At 47.3% G+C, this 17721-nt stretch carries 17 protein-coding genes, 2 pseudogenes and 2 riboswitches; of the genes and pseudogenes, 5 read left to right on the top strand and 14 right to left on the bottom strand.

Annotated features, from left to right (window positions below):
* Positions 1 to 307 precede the first annotated feature (307 nt).
* From L7E55_RS16025 to L7E55_RS16055, 7 genes and pseudogenes are all read right to left on the bottom strand, one after another.
* A complete protein-coding gene (locus tag L7E55_RS16025) occupies positions 308 to 640 on the bottom strand; it encodes a hypothetical protein (protein WP_277445349.1) in 333 nt (110 codons plus the stop codon).
* Between the two features lie 697 nt (positions 641 to 1337).
* Positions 1338 to 1456: riboswitch (molybdenum cofactor riboswitch) on the bottom strand.
* A gap of 317 nt (positions 1457 to 1773) precedes the next feature.
* Positions 1774 to 2304 (bottom strand): annotated as a pseudogene (locus L7E55_RS16030) (transposase); the annotation flags it as partial.
* Between the two features lie 380 nt (positions 2305 to 2684).
* Complete coding sequence (locus tag L7E55_RS16035) at positions 2685 to 3674, bottom strand: transposase (RefSeq protein ID WP_277445350.1); 990 nt, start codon at positions 3672 to 3674, stop codon at positions 2685 to 2687.
* 82 nt (positions 3675 to 3756) lie between these two features.
* Positions 3757 to 4164, bottom strand: a complete 408-nt coding sequence (locus tag L7E55_RS16040) for a hypothetical protein (protein WP_277445365.1) — start codon at positions 4162 to 4164, stop codon at positions 3757 to 3759.
* 63 nt (positions 4165 to 4227) lie between these two features.
* Positions 4228 to 4293 (bottom strand): annotated as a pseudogene (locus L7E55_RS17880) (hypothetical protein); the annotation flags it as partial.
* Between the two features lie 8 nt (positions 4294 to 4301).
* Complete coding sequence (locus tag L7E55_RS16050; RefSeq protein ID WP_277445351.1) at positions 4302 to 4478, bottom strand: hypothetical protein; 177 nt, start codon at positions 4476 to 4478, stop codon at positions 4302 to 4304.
* A 404-nt stretch (positions 4479 to 4882) separates the two neighbouring features.
* The gene (locus L7E55_RS16055) at positions 4883 to 5089 is read right to left on the bottom strand and encodes a hypothetical protein (protein WP_277445366.1); all 207 of its coding nucleotides are present in this window, start codon (positions 5087 to 5089) and stop codon (positions 4883 to 4885) included.
* Here L7E55_RS16055 and tnpC point away from each other — a divergent pair.
* Complete coding sequence (tnpC, locus tag L7E55_RS16060; protein ID WP_277445364.1) at positions 5084 to 6136, top strand: IS66 family transposase; 1053 nt, start codon at positions 5084 to 5086, stop codon at positions 6134 to 6136. The genes L7E55_RS16055 and tnpC overlap by 6 nt on opposite strands.
* Before the next feature lie 19 nt (positions 6137 to 6155).
* Here the strand turns inward: tnpC and L7E55_RS16065 are convergent, their stop codons facing one another.
* A complete protein-coding gene (locus tag L7E55_RS16065; protein ID WP_338091244.1) occupies positions 6156 to 6518 on the bottom strand; it encodes a tyrosine-type recombinase/integrase in 363 nt (120 codons plus the stop codon).
* A gap of 20 nt (positions 6519 to 6538) precedes the next feature.
* On the opposite strand from L7E55_RS16065, the gene L7E55_RS16070 reads away from it, so the two are divergent.
* Positions 6539 to 7216 (top strand): AAA family ATPase, encoded by a 678-nt coding sequence (locus tag L7E55_RS16070; RefSeq protein WP_277445353.1) that lies wholly within the window; start codon positions 6539 to 6541, stop codon positions 7214 to 7216.
* On the opposite strand, the gene L7E55_RS16075 is transcribed toward L7E55_RS16070, so the two are convergent.
* The 6 genes from L7E55_RS16075 to bzdN form a co-directional block, all read right to left on the bottom strand.
* Positions 7125 to 9608 carry an FAD-dependent oxidoreductase gene (locus L7E55_RS16075; RefSeq protein WP_277445354.1) on the bottom strand — a complete coding sequence of 828 codons (2484 nt, stop codon included), beginning with the start codon at positions 9606 to 9608 and terminating at the stop codon, positions 7125 to 7127. The two genes, L7E55_RS16070 and L7E55_RS16075, sit on opposite strands and share 92 nt — an antisense overlap.
* A gap of 32 nt (positions 9609 to 9640) precedes the next feature.
* Positions 9641 to 9994, bottom strand: a complete 354-nt coding sequence (locus L7E55_RS16080; protein ID WP_277445355.1) for a 4Fe-4S dicluster domain-containing protein — start codon at positions 9992 to 9994, stop codon at positions 9641 to 9643.
* Positions 9957 to 10832 (bottom strand): benzoyl-CoA reductase, bzd-type, subunit Q, encoded by an 876-nt coding sequence (gene bzdQ / locus L7E55_RS16085; RefSeq protein WP_277445356.1) that lies wholly within the window; start codon positions 10830 to 10832, stop codon positions 9957 to 9959. Before bzdQ ends, L7E55_RS16080 begins: the two co-directional genes overlap by 38 nt.
* A 52-nt stretch (positions 10833 to 10884) precedes the next feature.
* Complete coding sequence (locus tag L7E55_RS16090; protein ID WP_277445357.1) at positions 10885 to 11652, bottom strand: acyl-CoA dehydratase activase; 768 nt, start codon at positions 11650 to 11652, stop codon at positions 10885 to 10887.
* 46 nt (positions 11653 to 11698) lie between these two features.
* Positions 11699 to 13027, bottom strand: a complete 1329-nt coding sequence (bzdO, locus tag L7E55_RS16095; RefSeq protein ID WP_277445358.1) for a benzoyl-CoA reductase, bzd-type, subunit O — start codon at positions 13025 to 13027, stop codon at positions 11699 to 11701.
* 78 nt (positions 13028 to 13105) lie between these two features.
* Positions 13106 to 14239: a benzoyl-CoA reductase, bzd-type, subunit N gene (gene bzdN, locus L7E55_RS16100; protein WP_277445359.1), complete on the bottom strand. Its 1134-nt coding sequence runs from the start codon at positions 14237 to 14239 to the stop codon at positions 13106 to 13108.
* A 391-nt stretch (positions 14240 to 14630) separates the two neighbouring features.
* Positions 14631 to 14749: riboswitch (molybdenum cofactor riboswitch) on the top strand.
* Positions 14750 to 15025: 276 nt separating this feature from the next.
* Between bzdN and L7E55_RS16105 the strand changes: the two genes are divergently transcribed.
* From L7E55_RS16105 to L7E55_RS16115, 3 genes are all read left to right on the top strand, one after another.
* The gene (locus L7E55_RS16105) at positions 15026 to 16705 is read left to right on the top strand and encodes a GAF domain-containing sensor histidine kinase (RefSeq protein ID WP_277445360.1); all 1680 of its coding nucleotides are present in this window, start codon (positions 15026 to 15028) and stop codon (positions 16703 to 16705) included.
* An 11-nt stretch (positions 16706 to 16716) separates the two neighbouring features.
* Positions 16717 to 17391 carry a response regulator gene (locus tag L7E55_RS16110; protein WP_277445362.1) on the top strand — a complete coding sequence of 225 codons (675 nt, stop codon included), beginning with the start codon at positions 16717 to 16719 and terminating at the stop codon, positions 17389 to 17391.
* Positions 17392 to 17478: 87 nt separating this feature from the next.
* Positions 17479 to 17709, top strand: coding sequence for a DUF6881 domain-containing protein (locus tag L7E55_RS16115; RefSeq protein WP_338091245.1), 231 nt, complete (start codon positions 17479 to 17481; stop codon positions 17707 to 17709).
* Positions 17710 to 17721 lie beyond the last annotated feature (12 nt).

Here is a 17721-nt window from a genome sequence, read left to right on the forward strand (position 1 = left end):
CCTTATAGCATCAAATATTTATACAATAATGGTAGATATTGACTTAAAATTAGAAATTGCTGGTAAATATGTTTTAGCGTATATTTTCGTTAAAATGTTGGCGGTACCCCATCTATAACCGTATATTTTACATTTATCTCGGACGTACCCTAAATAGAATGCCCCACCGAAAGGCAGGGCATTCCATGTAGGTTAAATGTGTTGCATACACTGTCAAAAATACGAATGGAAATCTTATTTACTGCTACTCGCTGTGCTGTTGTCAGAGCCCCATTATTAACTACACTCTATATACACCTACACTAAATTAATCATTTGCTTGTTCAATTAATATAAGTAGATCCTGCATTAGTTTATAATCATTTTCCAACTTCTTAAGCTCATCCTTATATTTTTGTAAATCTGCTAGACATTTTTGCCTTAGTCCACTAAACTGAATAGGGCACCATTTCAAAAATTCTATTTTGTCTTTGTAATCAGATATTATTAAATTTAACTCTCTCATTCTTTTTATTGGATTTTCCAGTTCTTCTCTAATTTGTTTTGCCCACCTATCTAAAAAAGTTTCACTTATAGGTTCGAATACATTATTAAATTTACCTTCTAAAAATTTATTATCACGATCTTTTGAAATAATCATATATTTAACACATCCCCTATTTATGTTATATTTCTCTGGAAATTAAAACTTAAACTGCAGGAAAACTTAATAATTCATATAAATCATAAATCTAACTAAAACGGCTAGTAACCTGTCTAAATATTAACAGGTAATCCCAATTTCAACTACATGTTGACATTACAGCATCAGAAACATCAACATATTGTGGTGTTTACATTGCATAATGTAATTCTCGGACAACCTCCTAGCAGGTCACTTAACTCAACCACTACTAAAAGCAAAGCGGACGAGATGGTATGCATCGTGTCTCTGAGAGGGGTTAAAATAGCGTTTATCACCTTGCTTATATCTCCCTTATCTTGTTCTGTGTATCTTCTGTCTGTCCTAAAAAGAAACCGGATCAAAAAGGAGCTTGCCGAGGAGTACGCCTAAGTTACCTGGGAGGGTGCTGTCACGCAGCGGCAGCTTGCGTATTATTATAAGGAGAATGAACAATCCCAACAGGAGTAACTTGCGACAAATCCATTTATTGGAACCGCCTTAAAAGTTATTTCCAACACTAAATATCTTCTTTATTGCATACTGTATTCCACACGATAGTCCCTTCCTTTCCCTTGAGTATAAAAAAACCTTTCCATTAACGGAAAGGTAATATAAAGCGGTAATAAAAAACGTCTTCCGGAGGAAGACATTTTATTACTAACTAGACAGAAAGGCTCTGCCGCTATTGTCTCCTTTCCATAAGGGAGGCATGACCGTTTCCCGCCACACCCAGCGGCCTGTTTGCCGTGAGATATATCCTTTAGGCAAAAAGGCTCGGAGAAATTTTCAATTCTTTACTTTTCCTTGGAACAATTATAATCATAGAATAAATTACATGTCAACCGATATTTTAAGAGTTATATATTTTAAGAGTTAAATGATATTTTAAGAGTTAATAGATAAAAAAATTCTCCTAACAGACTCTCAAAATAATAGAGCCAATTGCATAATGCAGAAAAGCTTGCGGAACAGTCAGGATTGGTGCTATGGGATTCCAAAGAATTACCCAAATATAAAGAGATTTATAAGAATTAACTCTATTACATCTAAAAAAGGGCAAAAATATCTCGCGGACCCAAACAACTATAAACCCTCGTTCCACCAATTGCTTACGCAGCCTTTTGCTCTTTTTGCTTTCGAATCTGTATGATTGTCCCGGCAAGAAATGTAATAAGGCAAATCGTTACATCTGTGAATGCCTTTTCAATTCCTCTTTTAGTCAACCGGTCCATGTTGAGGTGCCCTTTAAGTACGGAGAATAGCCTCTCAATGGAACTGCGTTTACCATAAAGTTCATTCCTGGTCCGGCTGCCGCGGTGTGGACTGCAAAACAGCCTGGGGTTATCCTTGATCGATATTCTTTTAATATAACCGTAGGAGCTTTCGCAGCAGCATTCATTCTGGCACGTCACATCTTGACCGCATTTTCTGGGACAACGGAACTTGTTGATAAGTTTTTTATAATCTGTTCCGTAGTAAGCCATCGAGTGTCCTGCAGGACAATAGGGAGTACCGTCATCTGTGAAACCTTGTAAAATCTTCTGATGGCCACGGTGGTTTAGCTTGATAATTGCCTGACCGTCCTGGTCAAGCGCCTGGCTGTATATGAAAGCAGCGTCATAACCGGCATCCATAAGATAATAAGAAGGATTACAGCCTAGGAGAGTGTTGTAAAAACCCTATTTTTTTAAGCCAATAATCTTTTTTAAATTTTTTACAGTCAGAATGTAGGTATATACTGGTAATTACTGTTTAAATTTTGTATTTTGTGGCTTAATTCAAGGTTTTATAACCCTTACTTCCTTTTATTTCCTTTCTCTAGGGCAGAATAATCCTATATAACTGCAGACAGAGGTGCTGTGGTAATGTTTGTTAATACCTCGGGGTTGCTGATCTCATGTTGACGTTGTTCCATTATTAACTAAATCATTTTAATCTGCCGCTTTTCCATCTCTTCTCTGTTTTGGCCTGTACCATAAGCCATATCACACAGAACCTTGTCCGGCTTTCGCTCTTCGGGCTATTCGTCCACTAACGGGGCGGCTGCTTCGGAATCATGAATATTACCTGGTGTGACTTCGATTTCGGTTATAAAGTTATTATCGGTTTCTATGGCAGTGTGAGTTTTGTAACCATCAAATTTGCGGGCGCTGGATTTGCGGCCGTGTCTCATCTGTGGATCGGAGGTGGAAATAATACGATCTTTTGCCACCCCTTGCTTGATTTTAACTGTCTCGTCTGCTTGTTGCTCTATATCCTGAACGGCCACTATGGCCAAAACATCTTTTAATTCCTGCTCTTTCGGGGTAAGTCTCAGTTTTTCTGCTGTTTCAATTACCTGCAAGGCATCCTGGTATAGTTCATTTAGCAATTTGTTGCGCTCATTGGGATCTTCCCAGTTAATTTTGGGCTTGGTTCTGGTATTATAGTCAATATTTAATGGGTTTGACAGCAGTGTGTTTATGTCTACTCGTTTACCAAGGGCTTTTAGCAATCTACTGATGGCCAGGCGTATTAAGGTGTAGGTATCCTGTACCGCACCGGCTCCCAGTACATAGGTTGAGTCCATTATTTGTTTGGCGCAATTGCCGGGGAGTAACCCCTTGGTTATTGCTGCATTCAATATTTCTTCAAAAGCAGTGCGTTCTTTCTTATGCAATAACAACCTTGCCCGGAATCTGGAAAGGGCGCTGTAGTTAAAACCGGATTCTGCGATGGAAATACCCAAAGCTACCTTCCAGCGCAAGTCGTAACGGGCGCGGTTTTCTGCTTCCCGGTCGGAAACTTTATCATAAAATTGTAGTAAAAGCACTTTAATTAAACGGCTGGGTGGTATAGAGGGCCGTCCGGAAAAGGAATATGCATCGGCAAACAATTCATCTCTAAAAATCTCGTTTGCCTGAGATAAACCGTAATACAGGCTATTTTCCGAGACTATAGGTTTTTGCTCCCATGTTTGCAACACATCTATATCCGTGAACTTGATTTGATTCTTTTTACGGCCCAGCATCCTAAATTACCACCTTATATCTTTTTATATCTTAAGATTTCGCCAAACTGCTGGTGATTTCCTGCTTAAGGGCTGGTCTTTATTAAATTTTATGGGCATTTTGTAGGCTTTTTAATGGAGTTTTGCAACACTCTCCTAGAACATCCTTGTGGAAATCACAGGCTTCCTTCATTAATTTCGGAATAATTTCCTTGTTTACATCCGAACAGTTTGCCGGAGCCACCCTGGCAGCAATGGGCGCGGGACCATTAACTGTGTTTACAGCTGCAAGATGCAATTTATAGCCGTAAAACATTTCGTCTTCTCCGGCGGAGGCGGTACGATGTCCAAAAGAAGCACCTGTTGTGCTTTCCTTGGAAGGTTTTTCATGGGCCGGTAGATCAGTACTGTCAATCAATACCTGACCGGTGGAACCAGTTAAAGTGAGAAATTTAGCCGACAGCTTCTCACAAATACTGTTTAGTGCCTCCTGGAGTTGCAAGCTGGTCATTTTAGTTTCAAAACGGGAGAAAGTACTCTCAGATGGAACCCTTTTTGATATCTTGAAACCGCACCAATATGCCAGTTGCGGTGAGTATGACAAACAGGTAACCAAAGATTTTGTAGCTGTTAGCCCCATTAATTTTTTTAAGACAAGAGTCCTGAATATAGCTGATTTTTCAGCGCCTCATAGCCTTTATATCGAAAATGTTTTTCAATCGGGTTGCAATCAATCATGGAAAGTATTTGATAAATTTTATCGTCTTCATTGAAGTTTTCCACAAAAATTTCGAAGGGAAAAAGCACGCCATCTAGAACATACATAATCGGGGTTTCACCTCGCTTGTGGTGTTTTTTGTGGTAATTAACATTTCTACAAGCTTTTAGGTGAAACCTCTTTATTTTTCTATTATTAATACATTTTTCTACATTCTTATGGTGGGTAAATCATATTTTTAAGACTCTGGAACCCTTATATATCAAGGGCTTGAAATTATGCAATTAGCTCTCAACGAGATAATAAATTTTATTAAAGGGCTGTACACGATACTTTTTTTAGTTCATAATTAGGATATGAGCACTTTATCAACCCACATTAAAGAAAATCCGACCCAGCCTGTACATGCTACTTTTGTTCTTTTACTGATTGTCCAACTGTCAGGCAAAGGGATAGCATGATAGATCGTCTCACCGCAGAAAAGCAACAGTTGGCGGAGGATAATGAGCGCCTAAGGGCCTTGCTCAACAAGCGCAATAGCACCATTTTTGGACGTTCCTCTGAAAAGCAGCCACAAGTTGCAAGTGTTCAACAAACAGATGATCACGACGGTGATATTGATCATGCGCGAACTCAAGACAAGAAGCGGGGCGCTAGATCCGGCCACAAGGGCCACGGACGCCATATCCCTAATCTCCCGGAGATCGAAGTAATCCATGAACTCCCGGATGATCAGCTTGTTTGCCCTATCTGCGGGAAACCCCGAAAGATCACCAACCTCTATGAAGTCTCTTACGAGATAGACTATGAAATAAAGTTCGTACGCAAGAAGCATTTACGACGGAAGGCCATCAGCACCTGCACCTGCCCCGTCTGCAGAACTGTCACTGCCGACAAACCGCCGCAGGTCATACCCAAGGGAAAATTCTCCAACGCCTTTCTAGCCCATATCCTGGTCATGAAATTCTTTTTTCAGATCCCCCTGCACCGGATAGCCATGATCGTGTCGATGCAGGGATTGGCCATCAGCGAGGGCACCCTGACCGGCATGTTCCAGAAGCTGGTGCCGCTCTTGAAGCCCCTCTATCTCTTGCTGGCGGAAGTCAACCGCAACGAAGAGCACTGGCATGCCGACGAAACCGGCTGGATGCACTTTGTCCAGGCACCTGACAAGCAAGGCCGGCACTGGTGGCCGTGGGTCTTTGTCTCTCCCATGACTGTGGTGTTCATCCTTGATCCGTCCCGCTCAAGCAGTGTCCCCCGGAAACATTTTAGCGAGAATGCCAGGGGCATCATCAACTGTGACAGGTTCTCTGCCTACGCCAAACTGGCAACTCTCATCAAGGGGTTGGTGAGAGCGCTCTGCTGGTCCCACTTCCGCCGGGATTTCATTGATGCCGGTAAATCCCTGACCTGCCTGAAAGCCTGGGCGGATCTCTGGGTGGCTAGGATTGCCGACATATACCGCCTTAACCATGAGCGGCTCGCTGTCCTGGGTGCCCCGGAGTTATTCCACGCCGCTCAATTGCGACTGGAAAGCGCCCTGGAATTAATGCTGAAGTCGATTCACAGTGAACTGGAAGCCCCCAAACTGCACTGGCAGCAGCAGAAGGTGTTAAACAGTGCCCTGAAGAACTGGGATGGGCTGACTGTCTTTGTCAACAACCCCCTCATTCCCATGGACAACAATCTGGCCTTATCCACAGGAATATATAATCCTCAGGATTTGCAGAAAACCCTTGTTATCAGCGGAGTTTCTGCCTGAATCCTGAGGATTATGTTTTTTACCTAAGACCACACAGTTTGGCCATTTCCTCTTCAGAGCCAACCCAAAGTGGTTTTTCATCTCTAGTCTTGGGAGCTTCAAGAGAGTCCATCGCTTCGCGCATCATGGCTAAAGAAGGCTTTGCATATACCCGGGTAGTATCGAGAAAAGCGTGGCCCAGTATCCTGGAGACAAGCGCAAGTTCAACTCCATTCTGGTACAGATTTGTAGCCCTTGTTCGCCGCAGCATATGGGGATACACATGTAGGGGTATATCAGGACAGAATTCTCTGGCTTTGTCTGCATACTGCTGTATGAACCGTTCCACATTGCCCTCCGACATTTTCCCTGCCCTGCCTTTAATAATTGTATAGAAAAGCAGATTGGTATCCGGGTTGTCTCTTGAGCGATAAGTTAGATCCTACTTTATGTTATGAATCCCGAGGTCATCAGGAAGCTATGGCCCGGCTTAAGCTCATGATAAAGCACCGCCATCTAGGCGTACTAACCGGTGAAGCAGGCAGCGGCAAATCAATGCTTATCAGGCACTTGTTCAGCACCTTGGAAAGCGCTGTCTATTTACCGATTTATCTCAGCATGAGGCGTCTTACTCCCCGGGATTTTTACGGGGCATTACTTAGTCGGGTCGGTGTAGAACCGGTGTATTTACTCGCAAAAGCCCGCCAGCCTTGGGACGAGGCTCTTCATGCCCGCACCACTCAGGGTGGAAAAGTGATAATTCCAGAGCATATTGAAAGCCAGGCTATTTTGAACCCTGAATGGCAAAACACAAGAGAATATATACCCCGCTCAAAGAGACCTGTATGGGTTGCAGTTGGTCTAGTGGGGCAACTTCTAATTAGAGATGATGGAACGTGCCGGGTGAATGGCTATTGTAAACCCAATAATGAAGGCATTGCAACAGCTTCCAGTATTGGATACATTATAAAGGCACAAAAACCTCGGTTGACTTTTGTGCCTTTATCTTTTAGAATAAATCGTCATCTTCACCGTTTCCCTCAGGTAAATGCCCATATTCTTGTAAGAACATCTGTAGGAGCTGGCTCTGCCGCGATGTAAACATTGGATCTTCTTCATATCCAAAGTAACATGTGTTACCCGGAGACTCAAGCTGTTCTTCCAGCGTTTCTCTCAACGTTGCGGTGCCTACAATCGCGATAACTATTTTATCGGCATTTAGCAACTGATAAACTCCTTCGCAGTTAGGCACTTTAGCAACATTTTCTTCATTAAATTCCAGCCAGCTATCCGGCGGCGCAGGCACTTCATTGAACAACAACCGCAGATCGCAGCGCAGGCACCTGTTCGCCTCACCGACAGCCATATCTTCAGTCATATTTAATTCTACTTCAGAAAACTTAGCTAGTACCACTTCCTCAGCCAGGCAAGGCGCAGTCCTATTAGCTGAATTCCAAGGCCGCTTGGCCTGGCCGGGACGCTTCAAACTAGCAAATCCCGGCATATTACCGATAAATAAATCAGGTTTTTCTCTTTTAACGATTTCTTCCTCAACCTCGCCATCTCCACCAAGCGCCATATCAATGTATTTTGCAGCTTTCCTGCCATCGCCAATAGCTTCAGTCACTGACTTGGGACCTCTCACAGCATCGCCGCCGGCATATATTCCTTGTATACTGGTACACGCATTTTCCTTGTCGACAACAATTAAGCCTCGCTCAATCTCTAATCCCAACTCACTAAGATAATCTGTCTGTACCTCCTGACCAATTGCGCTGATCAACATATCGGCTTTCATAACGAAATTGGAATCTTCTACAGGCACAGGGCGCCTGCGCCCGCTGGCATCAACATCTCCCAATTCCATGCGCTGACATTCTAATTCCGCAATCTTGCCGTCATTCCCTAATACTCTCACTGGTGCAGTCAGGAAGTCAAAAATAACTCCCTCACTCTCTGCTTCCAAAATCTCCTCCTCTAAGGCCGGCATTTCTTCTTTACTGCGACGGTAGATTACATGGACTTCCTGAGCGCCCAGTCTCAGCGCGGTACGCGCGCTATCCATGGCCACATTTCCGCCGCCGACAACCAGCACGATCTTGCCGTTCAGCACCTGCGCGCTGCCTAATTTAACGTCACGGAGCATGCTGATACCTGAAACTACGCCATCCATTTCCTCTCCAGGTATTCCCAGTTTCTGATCGTTATGTGCGCCGATCGCAAAATATACTATATCATAACTTCTTCTTTTCAGCTCATTCAGTGTAATATCTTTCCCGAAGCGGGTATTTGTTTTTATCACAACGCCCATATCTTCGATTATCTTTATTTCCTTCGCCAGCACATCCTTGGGCAGCCGGTAATCCGGAATACCGACAGCCATCATCCCACCCGCCACAGGCAACGCTTCAAACACAGTGACATCATGGCCCATCCTGGCTAAATAATACGCGCAGGTCAAGCCGGCAGGCCCCGCTCCGATAACCGCCACATTCCGCCCGGTCGGCAGTGCGGCATTAAGCTGTTTGCGCCACCAGCCGGAATCTTCATCGGCCACAAATCTTTTCAGCCTACAAATTGAAACAGATTCATTAATTCTACCCCTGCGGCAACTTTCCTCACACGGGTGAAAACATACCCTTCCCAGGCTAGCCGGAAATGGTGTTTTTTCCCGGAGCACACCCAATGCCTCATCAAACTTTTCTTCCGCAATGTACCTGACATACGCAGGCACGTCAATACCAGCCGGACAACTGCTGCGGCACGGCACTATTGTAGCTTCATTTGCCTTACCGGACATATCCTTGTCAGTAAGCGCGCCGGTCGGGCATACCTCGACGCATGCCGTACAAAAACGGCAGCCGGACTCAGCTAATGTCCCTTCCTTAGGCATCACGACTGTCCGGCCTTTTATCTCAGCAAGCTGCAATGCGTCCACGCCACGCACGTCACGGCAAACACGCAGGCAGCGCTGACACCCGATACACAGGTTTAAATCACGGGCTATCAGCGGCTCATCACTAATAACGGGCAAATCTAGATATTGATACCGCCCGGTATCGGATTTAATACCTACATAATTAGCAACCCTCTGGAGTTCGCAATTGCCCAGATTAGGACAGCAACGTTCTTTTTCAGCCACACCGCTGGAGCACTGAGACCTGCTGCACCCTTCCCGCTGGGCGCACGTCAGGCAGCTATGCGGGTGGCCGGCCATAATGGCCGCAAGCTTATCCCGGCGGTAGTCTTTAACTTTGCTTGTACCGGTGAGGACAACCATGCCTGCCTCTGCTTTAACTTCACACGCCTGGACCAGATCATCCCGGCCTGCCAGTTCCACCGCACACAGCCCGCAAACACCGCCGGGCGGCACGTCAGGATGGGAGCAGAGGGCGGGGATATAAATCCCCGCCCCGCGGGCCGCCTCCAACAGGGTGACTCCAGGCTCGACTTCCACCGGATTGCCGTCAATAGTTAGTTTAATCATATCCATTGCCTATTTTCCCACCTTGTAAGTTTATCCGCCTACCAGGAGTGTTTTATGGCCCCTTTGCCGCACGCCGCGACACAGGGCATCGCGTTCCGCCTGCCATCGGTCGGCAGGCACGGGGCGCAGGTATACTTGATTTTTTTCCGGTGTTCCTTTACCATTTCAATTACTTCATCCTCGTAATCGTCTTCTATTACAGCGAAGACCGACTCCGGGCAAGCCGCCACGCAAGGCTTGTCAGCGCATTCCGCGCACATATCCGTATTGATGCTTACGTAGAACTCGCCGCCGCCGTCTTTAAAACCGTAATTGGCAATCACCCCGACTTCACCTCTCACAAATATGTCATGATTACTTTTTCTTGCCTTTTTCCACCAACGCCTTGGCAAACAGGGCGGCGCCCACCGCGCCGGCAAGTTGGGTGTCAATCTTCGGTGCCAGGGCTTTCATGTTCAGCAGCTTTTCCAGGCGGGTAACCACACCCGCGTTCTTGGCGATCCCGCCGGTGATAGCGAAATCAGGTGTGACGCCGTTCCGTTCAAGCAGCGACACAACCCGCTGCGCCATGGCCAGGCAGTACGCGGCAAGCACTCTTTCCGTAGTCCAGCCGGCGCGGAGCAGTCCGGTCGCCTCAGCCTTGGCGAAAACCACGCAGGTGCTGCTGACCGGCGGCGGCTCCTCGTCGACTTTCAGGGACATATCGCCGACTTCGTTAATGGAAACCGACAGCAGGTTGGCGAACACTTCCATGCCGCGACCGGTGCCGGCGGCGCACTTGTCGTTCATCAAAAACGACTGCACCTTGCCTTTGTCGTCAATAGTAATCGCCTTGCAGTCCTGGCCGCCCATATCCAGAACGGTGCGCACCGTCGGGCCGTACATGAAGTTGGCGCCCCTGGCGTGGCAGGCAATCTCGGTAACGGCCTTGTTGGCCATCGGCACGTTGACCCGGCCGTAACCCGTGCCGACAGTGTAATGGATATCATCAACAGCCAAGCCGGTGCCTTCAACAGCCCAGTTGAACGCGTTCCAGGCGCTGTCCGGACTGTTCGAGCCGGTGCGCATGTTCGCGTAAGCGTAAAGCTGGCCGTCGCACATAATCACAGCTTGCGAGCTGACGGAACCCACGTCGACACCCGCGGTGATAATCTTCGCCTTTTTCCAGTCCAGATCGGGGTTGGTCCATCTAGACTCGGTCCAACGCCAATATTCTTTTTGTTCTGCCACAATGTTTACCCCCATTCGTTAAAATATTGTTAACTAATCAACCCGCTTAAGGCTACTCGGCCGCAAGCAGAGCCGCTCCAATAGCGGAAACGTACTCGGGATCATCCAGCACAGTCGCCTTCAGTCCGTCCAGGCCGTTTTCCAGACACTTAACGAAACCAACGTTCCGCGCGACTCCGCCAACCATCACCAGTTCCTTTTCCACACCGACGCGGCGGGCCATCGAAACAACCCGGCCCGAGATAGCGTCATGCACAGCCTTGGAGATATCTTCCTTGGATGTTTTCTGGTGAACCAGCGACACCACTTCAGACTCGGCGAACACAACACACTGGGCGTTCATCGGGATGCTCTTGTCTGATTTCAGGGCAAGCGGCCCCATTTCTTCGAGGGGCACTTCCAGCGCGCGGGCCATTGATTCAGTAAAGGAACCGGCGCCGGCCGCGCACTTCTCGTTAACGGCGAAGTCGGCAATTTTGCCCGCGTCATTCAGTCTGATCGCCCGGCCTTCTTCCGCGCCCACGTCTATCACAGTCCTCCCCGCGGGGAACAGCGCATACGCGCCCTTGGCGTCCGCGCTGACCACGGTTACAGTATCATTGGCGAATTTGGCTTCAACAGCCCCGGCACCTGTGGCCAACACTTTCTGCACATCTCCCTTGGCGATGCCGGCTTCCGAAACAGCCTTGGCATAAGCTTCGTCAGCCGCACCCGCCGGGTCAAAACCTGTGGCAGCCATTGCCTTCGACACAATTTTGCCGTCCTTTACGACAACCACCTTAGTATACTTGTTACCTACGTCAACTCCGGCCGTAATCATTTCATTACCTCCTGCCTATTTTAATTTCTTATCATTCCAGCAACCCTTAGTAATCCTTCTTCAGGCCAAGGGTCTCCATGAACGCGTCGATCCGGGCCATCGTGGCGACTTCGTCAAATTCACGCTCGTCACCCATGTTGCCCTCGAAGGTCATTACAGGAACACCGGCCTTCAAGAGGCCAAGGCGGTTTTCCGCAATCCCCAGGCTCAGACCTTCGCAGCCGCGGTTGTAGTGGAGCATTACGCCGTCAAGCTTCCATTCCTTGGCAATTCTAGACATCATTCTGGTTTTATACTTCGGATGATAGAAGTGCTGGAATTCGGGCTTGCTCAGGTTCCAGTCGGCATTAACATAGGCGGCCTGCTCGCGGGTCTTGATTTCAACGCCCTTTTCCCACGGCAGGGTGCGGCCGCCCCAGGTGCCGTCTTCTTTAACTTCCCAGATACCCATTAAGCCGAAGGTATAAAGTGAGCCGATCGACACCACGCCGTACCGTTCCAGGTAACGGAAGACTTTCAGGAAGCCCCACGGCGGCTGGGTATCGGACATAATCCGGGCTTTTTCATTCGGTACGGCGGCGATGCCGCGCGCCACCCGGTCTTTAACATCTTCATACACTTCTTTAAGCACGGGAGTAATACGCTTGTTGGCCTTGCACAGGGTGTTGAGAACATAAAGGGAGTACATGGTTTTTTCATCAATCGGTGCCGGCACGGCTTTGTTCAAGGCGCAGATATCGGCCCAGAGCGAGGTATTGACGCACTCGGTCTTGACCGCTTCGATAAACTTCTCGTCGTCAAACTTCCGGCCGGTGGTCTTTTCCAGCCATTCGGCGGCTTCAAGCATCTGGTCGGCAACATACTTGACCGCGTGGGGTTTTATTTTTACGTCCGTGCCCGGCATAAACGGGCCGGCCGCAACGTCGATGCAGGTCATCGGAATCTGCGGCTCATGGTCGACAATTACTTGATACCACTTGGCATGGCTGCAGCAGATATGGTCCTGGTAAATAAAGTCCGGAATGGGATAATCGCCGCCCCAGGGATAAGTGCCCTTAGTCAGGACGGAGCCCCAGTAGATCCGCATATACGCGCACAGGTCACGCGCATAGCCGTATTTCTCAGTGGTCATCATGCATTTCATGGCGATGTCTTTGTTAAAAGCGCAAGAAGCGCCGTACGGCTCACTGGTAATGGAAAAAACATCGTCGCCCAGGCCGTAAGTGAGAGCATCCAGCGCCCAGGCCCCGCCTGCCCAGCGGATGCCGCCCTTGGCGTGGCAATCACGGTAATCCAGGTAAAAATCTTCCCTTGCTTGTTTTGCAAGACCCCAGGTCTTCAGGGGTTCAGTCGGGTACAATTGACCTTTTGACATGCCCATACCTCCATTTATCAAAAGTTTCTTAGAATAAATAACCGTCTGCGATTAATTAAGATTGCCGCCGGTTAAGCTCTAGAACAGATCTTCCTGCCTGAGCATTTCCAGGAACGCGTCTACGCGGATGCGGAACGGCCCCAGGGGAACAGTGACGTCGAACTCAAGGAACAGGGTGGGAATGCCGGCTGCCTCAAACGCTTTGCGGAACGCGGGAATATCCAGTTCGTGCGGGTCGCAGAACTTTTGCTGAACAATAATGGCGCCTTCCACGCCCCATTGTTTCGCCATATCGAGAGCCCAGACCAGCCGGTCGCGCGGCTGCGCCCAGTCTTTGGTGGGACACGGCGGGCGTTCGCAATAACGCGCGGCGAGAGCGGCGTACCGGTCTTCTTGAGGCACTACCTGGTTCCAGAAATAACGGGAGCCGGTGCAGTGATCCTCCATCACGAAAGTCGCGCCGCAGATTGTTTCCACCATATTGATGAAAGCGATGTCGTCGTCTTCACTGCCGATAATCATCAGGCGGTTGCCCGTTTCACGGTCAATCTTGCGGGTTTTCAATTCGTTAAGAGCTTCTTCAAGCAGCTTGTTGACTTCGCGCTTGTCGCCGAATTGGCAGGCCAGCACCATGTAAATCGCTTCCTGACCGGTAATCGGCGGGTTCTCGGCTTTCCGCAGATCCCAAACTTGCCGCAGCAGTCTGCGGGTGGTGTTCAGGATTTCGATCCCTTTGTCAATGTCCTCCGGAAGGATGGTTTTGCCGGTCCACGCCTCAATGGCATTTTTGAAATCAATCAGTTCCTGACGCAGGAAGGGCTTCGCTCCAGCATTAGTGACCCTGTGCGGCATGGGCAGATAATAGCTGAAGCCAACCGGTATGTGCAGATCCCAGCTGGTATACGCCTGGCGGACATGCAGACAGGACTGGGCAATCATAATCCCGTCAAGGTAGTCATACCGCCCCTTCAGGCCTTGGGCCAGGACGTCGCGGCAGAACGGGCAGTACATCCCGAAGATGTGCGGCTCGGTCACATTCTGGGGTTCGTGGCTGCCCAGAATACGCACGGGGATGATGTCAGCAGCGTACATGATTTCCTCGGGTGCGTAAGTGCAAAAGTACCCGATCATTTTGCTGCCCGTCTTCTCCTTCCACTCCTTTTGATACTTGTGCCGGTTTTCATAGATGTCCTTAAAAACTTCCATTCCCATTACTTCATCCTCCTCCATATTAAATTTCCTTGATACCATACCGGTGCGCCTGTAAATAACCGCGTCCGACAGAATTAGGACATGGCTATTCTCAAATAAATCATAATGAAACGGCCAAATAAAAAAAATCGCTAGAAAGGATGGAAAAAGTATAATAATGAAACGGTAAAGTGTTACATCTTAGAGATTGCCTTCGTACTCCTTGGACGGGCGGTAAAACACACGGCATAAACTGTGCAGGAAGGGAGAAGGGTTAAATAATATAATGTATTAAGGTTAATTCTTAGGAGTTTTGCCCCGTACCCCTTTTGATGGACAGCAAAAGTAAATTAAAATGCTGGTTGACATGCAATTTATTCTGTGATTATAATTGTTCTAAAGAAAAACTAAGAATTGAAAACTTCTCCGAGCCTTTTTGCCTAAAGGATATATCTCATGGCAAGCTGGCCGCAGGGTATGGCGGGAAACGGCCATGCCTCCCTTATGGAAAGGAGACAATAAGCAGCAGAGCCGTTAGGATCTGTAAGTGATTATTACGTCTTCCTCTGGAAGACATTTTATTATCGCTTGTTATTAGCCCTTTCCGTTTAAGGAAAGGTTTTTTATTGATTAAGGAAATTATGCTTTTCTTGATTTGTGGATAAGTGTCCTTTGGGCATAATCTAGCGGCAATTTTTAGGCTTTATTCAAAGAACGAGCGAGTCAGAGGAAAAGTAAGGGAACTGCTTGAGGCACAAAGCGTCGAGTTTAACTGAACCCGAGGGAGATTGAGCTTATCGTTGGGTGGTGATTAAATTTAGCACGGCCAACAACAATCTTGAAAATCCTGAACTGCTCATGGTGTGCAAAATCAGTACTAACTTCAACAACATTAAAAAAATATGTCCAGCCATAAAGGAAGCTTTAAGCTTTTCCGTTGACTCGTTTGAATTTGCGCACGCGGGGTTGATTTTGTATGTCAGCAACAAACAAACCGTCTGCTTGCAGGTTTCAAGAAAAGGCTTGTGTGAAAAAATGCCGTCCGTAGGCTCTTATTACAACAAATATACGGACAAGTCCGGCGCGAGTCATAATCCTACGGAAACAATGGATTCATTACAACCTTCATCTTTTACCACAATACCTATCATTCTGCGGGCCTGCGACCCCGCCAGCAAAATGGAAATCGGCGTTTTTAAATCCTCACCCGCGACAGTGCAGAGTTATCTAAACAAAGCCACTTCTCTTGGTATTCATATTGTCAACATTATTCAAGATTCCGTTTTCGGCGGGCAAAAAGACCGGAATTTAAGGAAACTGTCTGTTCTGTTGGAGACAGTTTGCACAATCAGTTCAACCCTGAACTTAAACCAGATCCTGCACATAGTTTCCCAGATCACTGCTGATCTTTTCAACGCCCGCTGCGCTATTTTCCTATTAAACGAAACCGATCAGACAATTATACCGGCTGTCGGCGTGGGCAGCTTTGACAAAGAACTCAAAAAGAAATTCAGAGTGCAAAAAGGTCTCGCCCCATACCCGGCGTTTATCAAGGCGATAAGAGAACAACAGCCGGTGGTGTTAACCCCGGACAATATCGAAAGCGGTCTCCCCCTGGAAATCATTAATAATTTTTCTTACGCAAGAGTGCTCCTAATTCCGCTTATTTCTAAAAACAGCGCGCTCGGGATCATGCAGGTGGACCGGTTGGCTCATGACAAGCAATTTGACCAGGAAGAAGTGACCATATTTTCCGCAATCGCCAAAGCAACTTCAATTGCCATGGAAAATACCAAGCTTGTGGACACCCTGGCCAAAAAAGAAAAACTCTTGCAACAGCTTTTGGAAAAGTTGATTTGCATCCAGGAAGATGAGCGCAAAAGAGTCGCGTCGGAAATCCACGACGGGGCCATCCAGGCCCTGCTGGGAATCTGGTATCGTATTCAGTTGCTTGCCATATCCACCGGCAGCGATGATCCTAATAAAAACGAACTAATCAAAATACAAGGCTTGCTTGGACAGCAAATTCAGGAAATACGCAGAATCGTTTACAACCTGAGGCCGGTGATGCTCGACACTTACGGGCTTGGCCCCGCGCTTCAGGCTCTTGTCCGCACGCTGCAGGAAGAGAGCCAGATAGATTTTGAACTGGTAATGGAAAACCAAATACTATCGCTGCCGGCTAATGTTGAATTGACGCTTTACCGTATCGTCCAGGAACTCCTGGCAAATATAATCAAACATTCTCAGGCCACCAGGGTCCAGGTTACCCTGGTTAACGGCGAGGATAACACCGTGCTTGTGGTCAAGGACAACGGCACCGGTTTCAATTTAACGCCTCCCAGCCGGGACGATCCGTACGGAAACCTGGGATTAGCCAATATCCGGGAGCGGCTCACCCTGTTGGGAGGAACTTTTAAAATAGAATCCCAGCTCGGCTGGGGTACGACAGTTACAGTCCAGGTACCTACTCAGCTTGCCAACTAGGGGGTGTTACAGTGTCCAGTATTAAGCTGCTGATTGTCGATGATCATCCAATGATCCGGGAAGGCCTGGTCGCAATGTTGAGGCCTAGACAGGATATCAACATTATCGGCTGCTGCTCGAACGCTGAAGACGCATTGGAATTCGTCACGCGCAACGTCCCGGATGTTGTTCTGATGGACATTAAAATGCAAAAAATGAACGGCATTGAAGCCACTCGTAAAATTACCTCCCTTGTGCCCGGAATAAAAGTAATTATGCTAACCATATTCGAAGACGCGGAGTCGGTCAGGCTTTCCCTGCAAGCCGGGGCGACTGGGTATATATTAAAGCAAGCGTCACAAGAAAAGCTTATGGAAAGCGTTCACCAGGCTTATCGCGGTGAAACGGTAATTGACCCGGCATTAATCGATCAACTAGTTAAGGACTATATCCGGATAGCCCAAGGTTCTTTTAATTTATCAGGCATACTAACAAAAGATGACAACAAAAATCTTACTCGGAGAGAAGATGAGATTCTCAAATACTTAAGCCAGGGCTTGTCAAACAAGGAAATATCGATAATGACCAACGTGGCCGTGGACACGGTAAAAACTCACCTCCACAGTATTTACCGTAAAATGGGCGTCAATAGCCGTTCCCAGGCCATTTCGGAAATTGTCAGGCAAAGAGGCAAATTTAATATCTAGAAATTTTTATTATCTAAAATGTATCCAGTTTACTTATCACTCGAATGCTTGAGTAATTAGGAAAAAACAGGCTATAAACCAATTAGGATATATTCAGAGATGGATGAGAACCGAACCGAGCTAAGGAAGGTAGAGATATTTAGAGATGGGAAGATTGGGTATGCTACAACGGAAGTTGAGTTCGGGGGTTCTGGCTTGTCAGAATACCCACTGCCTGAGATAGAGGAAATTGCTTTAGATGCTCAGTTTAGACCACTTAAGATATCTAAGGAAGAATTTGAGAAGGTTTGGACTGAAAAGATATTGTCGAATAAGTAGGATATTATACCA

Source organism: Pelotomaculum isophthalicicum JI (genome assembly GCF_029478095.1).
Taxonomy (GTDB): domain Bacteria; phylum Bacillota; class Desulfotomaculia; order Desulfotomaculales; family Pelotomaculaceae; genus Pelotomaculum_D; species Pelotomaculum_D isophthalicicum.